Genomic DNA, 3,897 nt, shown 5'->3' on the forward strand with positions numbered 1-3,897 from the left:
TCAATATATAGATTATTATAACAAAGAAAGAATACAGGCAAAATTAAACTACCTTTCTCCTGTAAAATACAAGAAAAAGGTAGCCTAGGTTGTTTTATATTGTTCCACATGAAGGGTGCAGTTCATAAGAATAGGTGTTTTTTTTTATTAAAAAAATAAGATTCATAATTTCTTCACAATTTTGTGATTATTATCACAGACTTTGGGTAGATCAAAATGCTATTATTTTTTTAACAAGATAAAAGAGAGGAGAATATATGAAAATTAAATTAGATAAACAAGTATTTAATCAAGGTTTAGAAAGATTAAAGTTAGAATACAAAATATTAGCACCAGTTACAAAACCATTTAAAGGGACTTTCTCTGACACAGATTTAACTAAATATGAAGAAATAGAAAGAATAGAGGATATAGAATTTAATAAAAAATCTAACTTCTCAGCAAAAGAAGTAATATTACCAATAAATCAAGTACTTTTTTATTTCACTGAAAAAGACTTTAAAACAAGTGATCAAGATGATAAAAAGTTATTAGTTTTTCTAAGAGCATGTGATTTAAATGGAGTAAAAAGATTGGATCAAATTTACTTAGAAAATGGACTGGAAAAGGATTTCTTCTATAATAGGTTAAGAGAAAAAGTAAAATTTGTTTTAATAGGGTGTAGTGAAAGTTATAGAAACTGTTTCTGTGTAAGTATGAAGTCAAATAAAGCAGAAAACTACTCTATGGGATTAAATCTAAGAGAAGATGTAATTTACTTAGATATAAAAGACGATGATTTAAACATATTTGATGGTGAGGAATGTGAATTTGAAGTAGATTATGTGAAATCAAACAATATAGAAGTGCAAGTACCAAGAAATATAAATCCAGTGGAATTATCAAAACATGAAATATGGAATGAATATGATGCAAGATGTATAGCTTGTGGAAGATGTAACTTTGTATGTCCAACATGTACTTGTTTCACAATGCAAGATATATTCTACAAAGAAAATGAAAGAGTGGGAGAGAGAAGAAGAGTATGGGCATCATGTCAAGTAGATGGATATAGTGACATGGCTGGTGGCCACTCATTTAGAAAGAAACAAGGAGAAAGAATGAGATTTAAAGTAATGCACAAAATCCATGACTTTAATAAGAGGTTTGGATATGATATGTGTGTAGGATGTGGAAGATGCGACGATGCATGTCCACAATATATATCATTTTCAGAGTGTATAGATAAAGTTAAAAAAGTAGTTAATGAGGAGGAAAAATAAATGAATGCATATATGCCAGTTGCAGCAAAAGTAATAGACATAGTAAAACATACAGAAATAGAGTGGACTTTCAGGGTAGAAACTTCTATTAAAAATGTACTTCCAGGCAAATTTTATGAAATATCAATACCAAAGTACGGAGAGTCTCCAATATCAGTAAGTGGATACGGTGAAGATTATATAGATTTTACCATAAGAAATGTGGGGAAAGTAACTAGCGAATTATTTAACTACAAAGTTGGGGACAAATTTTTAATAAGAGGACCTTATGGAAATGGATTTGATGTAAGTTTATATGAAGGAAGAGAAGTTGTAGTTGTTGCTGGGGGAAGTGGATTGGCACCAGTTAGAGGAATAGTTGAGCATTTCTACAATAACCCAGATAAATGTAAAGGTTTTAAATTAATAGTAGGTTTCAAATCTCCAAAGGATGTATTATTTAAAGCTGATTTAGAAAAATGGAATAAAAAGCTCGATATTCTTATAACAGTTGATGGAGCAGAAGAAGGATACGAAGGTAATGTTGGACTTGTAACAAAATATATACCTGAGTTGAATATTGAAGATATAAACAACATGTCTGCCATAGTTGTGGGACCACCAATGATGATGAAGTTTACTGTGGGAGAATTCTTAAAAAGAGATTTAGATGAAAAAAATATATGGGTTTCTTATGAAAGAAAAATGTGTTGTGGAGTAGGAAAATGTGGACACTGTAAAATGGATGACACATATATATGCATAGATGGTCCAGTATTTGATTATTCTTATGCTAAAAATCTTATAGACTAGGGGGGGAAGATAATGTTAAGAGATGTAAACACTAAAAAAGTAATGAAAAATGCTTATAGAATTACTAAGCAAAAGTATGAAACTTCTCTAAGAGTTAGGATTCCTGGAGGATGTGTAGATCCAGAAAGTTTAATGATAGTTTCAAAAATTGCAAATGAATTTGGTAATGGTCAAGTTCATATTACAACTAGACAAGGATTCGAAATTCTTGGAATAAAAATGGAAGATATGGAAGCAGTAAATAAAATAATTCAACCAGTTATAGAAAATATGAATATTAATCAAGAAGTGAAAGATGGTGGTTATCCAGCAGCAGGAACTAGAAATGTTTGTGCGTGTATAGGAAACAAAGTCTGCCCAAAAGCTCAATACAACACTACTGAATTTGCAAAGAAAATGGAAAAAGCAATCTTCCCAAATGATTTACATTTTAAAGTAGCTTTTACAGGGTGTCCAAATGATTGTATAAAAGCAAGAACTCATGACTTTGGAATAATTGGAATGACACTTCCTTTATATGACAAAGATAGATGCGTATCATGTGGCGCTTGTGTGAAAAAATGTGAAAAACTATCAACTGGTGCTTTAAAAATGGAAAACTACAAAATAGTAAGAGATCATGATAAATGTATAGGTTGTGGAGAATGTACACTTAACTGTCCAATAAGTGCATGGACTAGAGATGAAAATAAATACTACAGACTAGTAATTATGGGTAGAACAGGTAAGAAAAATCCAAGACTAGCAGAAGATTTCTTAATTTGGGCAGATGAAGAATCTATTATAAAAATAGTTTTAAATACTTATAAATTTGTTAAAGAATATATAGATTTGAATGCTCCAGGAGGAAAAGAGCATATAGGATATATAATTGATAGAACTGGATTTATGGAATACAAAAAATGGGCTTTAGAAGGTGTGGAATTTGCAGATATAGTTAAAGTGAACGAGAATATTTATTGGAGTGGAATTAAATATTAATCATATAATTAGGAGGGGTTATTATGCATAACGAAACAGTATTGAAACTAACGAACGCAGCAAAAAACAAAATAAATTTATTGAATAAGAGTAAACTTAAGTACTTAGTATCAGCAGCATTCGCGGGGCTATATGTGGGACTTGGAATCATATTAATATTTACAGTTGGAGGACTATTAAGTGCAGTGAACTCTCCTGCCACAAAAATAATGATGGGAGTATCATTTGCAGTTGCACTATGTCTTGTAATAATGACAGGAACAGAATTGTTTACGGGAAACAATATGGTAATGATTGTGGGAAGATTAAATAAAGGTGTTTCTACAGGAAGTATGAGTAAAGTTTGGATATTTAGTTTTGTGGGGAACTTACTGGGATCCATATTAGTTGCGGCATTCTTCGTAGGAACTGGTCTTGTAAATGAAGGGGCAGTAATGGAATTCTTCGCAACAACATCTATAGCAAAAGTATCGGCACCGTTTATGTCACTATTCTTTAGAGGTGTTCTTTGTAACATATTAGTGTGTGTAGCAGTTTTATGTTCATTTAGAACTAATGACGATACAGCAAAAATATTGATGATATTCTTATGTTTATTTACATTTATAACTAGCGGATTTGAACATAGTGTGGCAAATATGACGGTTTTTTCTGTAGCTTTAATATCACCTGCTATTCAAGGAGCTACTTTAGCAGGAGCTATATATAACCTGGTTGCAGTAACTCTTGGAAATATGGTTGGTGGAGTTTTAGTTATGGGACTTGGAGTTTATATAATGGGAAGTGAAGATAAAGAAGAAAAAATATCGTCTATTAAAGCAGTATAATTTATTTAAAATAAAATATTAAAATAAAAAATGCT

At 30.8% G+C, this 3,897-nt stretch carries 5 protein-coding genes; all 5 read left to right on the forward strand.

Annotated features, from left to right (window positions below; translation table 11 throughout):
- Positions 1 to 7: 7 nt before the first annotated feature.
- The 5 genes from NSA58_RS21045 (at position 8) to NSA58_RS17175 (ending at position 3,862) form a co-directional block, all read left to right on the forward strand.
- Complete coding sequence (locus NSA58_RS21045) at positions 8 to 88, forward strand: IS3 family transposase (protein ID WP_408645542.1); 81 nt, start codon at positions 8 to 10, stop codon at positions 86 to 88.
- Positions 89 to 257: 169 nt separating this feature from the next.
- Positions 258 to 1,262 carry an anaerobic sulfite reductase subunit AsrA gene (asrA, locus tag NSA58_RS17160; protein ID WP_039679601.1) on the forward strand — a complete coding sequence of 335 codons (1,005 nt, stop codon included), beginning with the start codon at positions 258 to 260 and terminating at the stop codon, positions 1,260 to 1,262.
- On the forward strand, positions 1,263 to 2,054 hold the full coding sequence (gene asrB / locus NSA58_RS17165) for an anaerobic sulfite reductase subunit AsrB (RefSeq protein ID WP_074429971.1): 792 nt from the start codon (positions 1,263 to 1,265) through the stop codon (positions 2,052 to 2,054). It begins immediately after the preceding gene.
- A 12-nt stretch (positions 2,055 to 2,066) separates the two neighbouring features.
- Positions 2,067 to 3,035, forward strand: a complete 969-nt coding sequence (gene asrC / locus NSA58_RS17170) for a sulfite reductase subunit C (RefSeq protein ID WP_039679603.1) — start codon at positions 2,067 to 2,069, stop codon at positions 3,033 to 3,035.
- A 23-nt stretch (positions 3,036 to 3,058) separates the two neighbouring features.
- Entirely contained in the window at positions 3,059 to 3,862 is an 804-nt protein-coding gene (locus NSA58_RS17175) for a formate/nitrite transporter family protein (protein ID WP_074429972.1), read from the forward strand.
- Positions 3,863 to 3,897 lie beyond the last annotated feature (35 nt).

Source organism: Terrisporobacter muris, assembly GCF_024621905.1.
Taxonomy (GTDB): domain Bacteria; phylum Bacillota; class Clostridia; order Peptostreptococcales; family Peptostreptococcaceae; genus Terrisporobacter; species Terrisporobacter muris.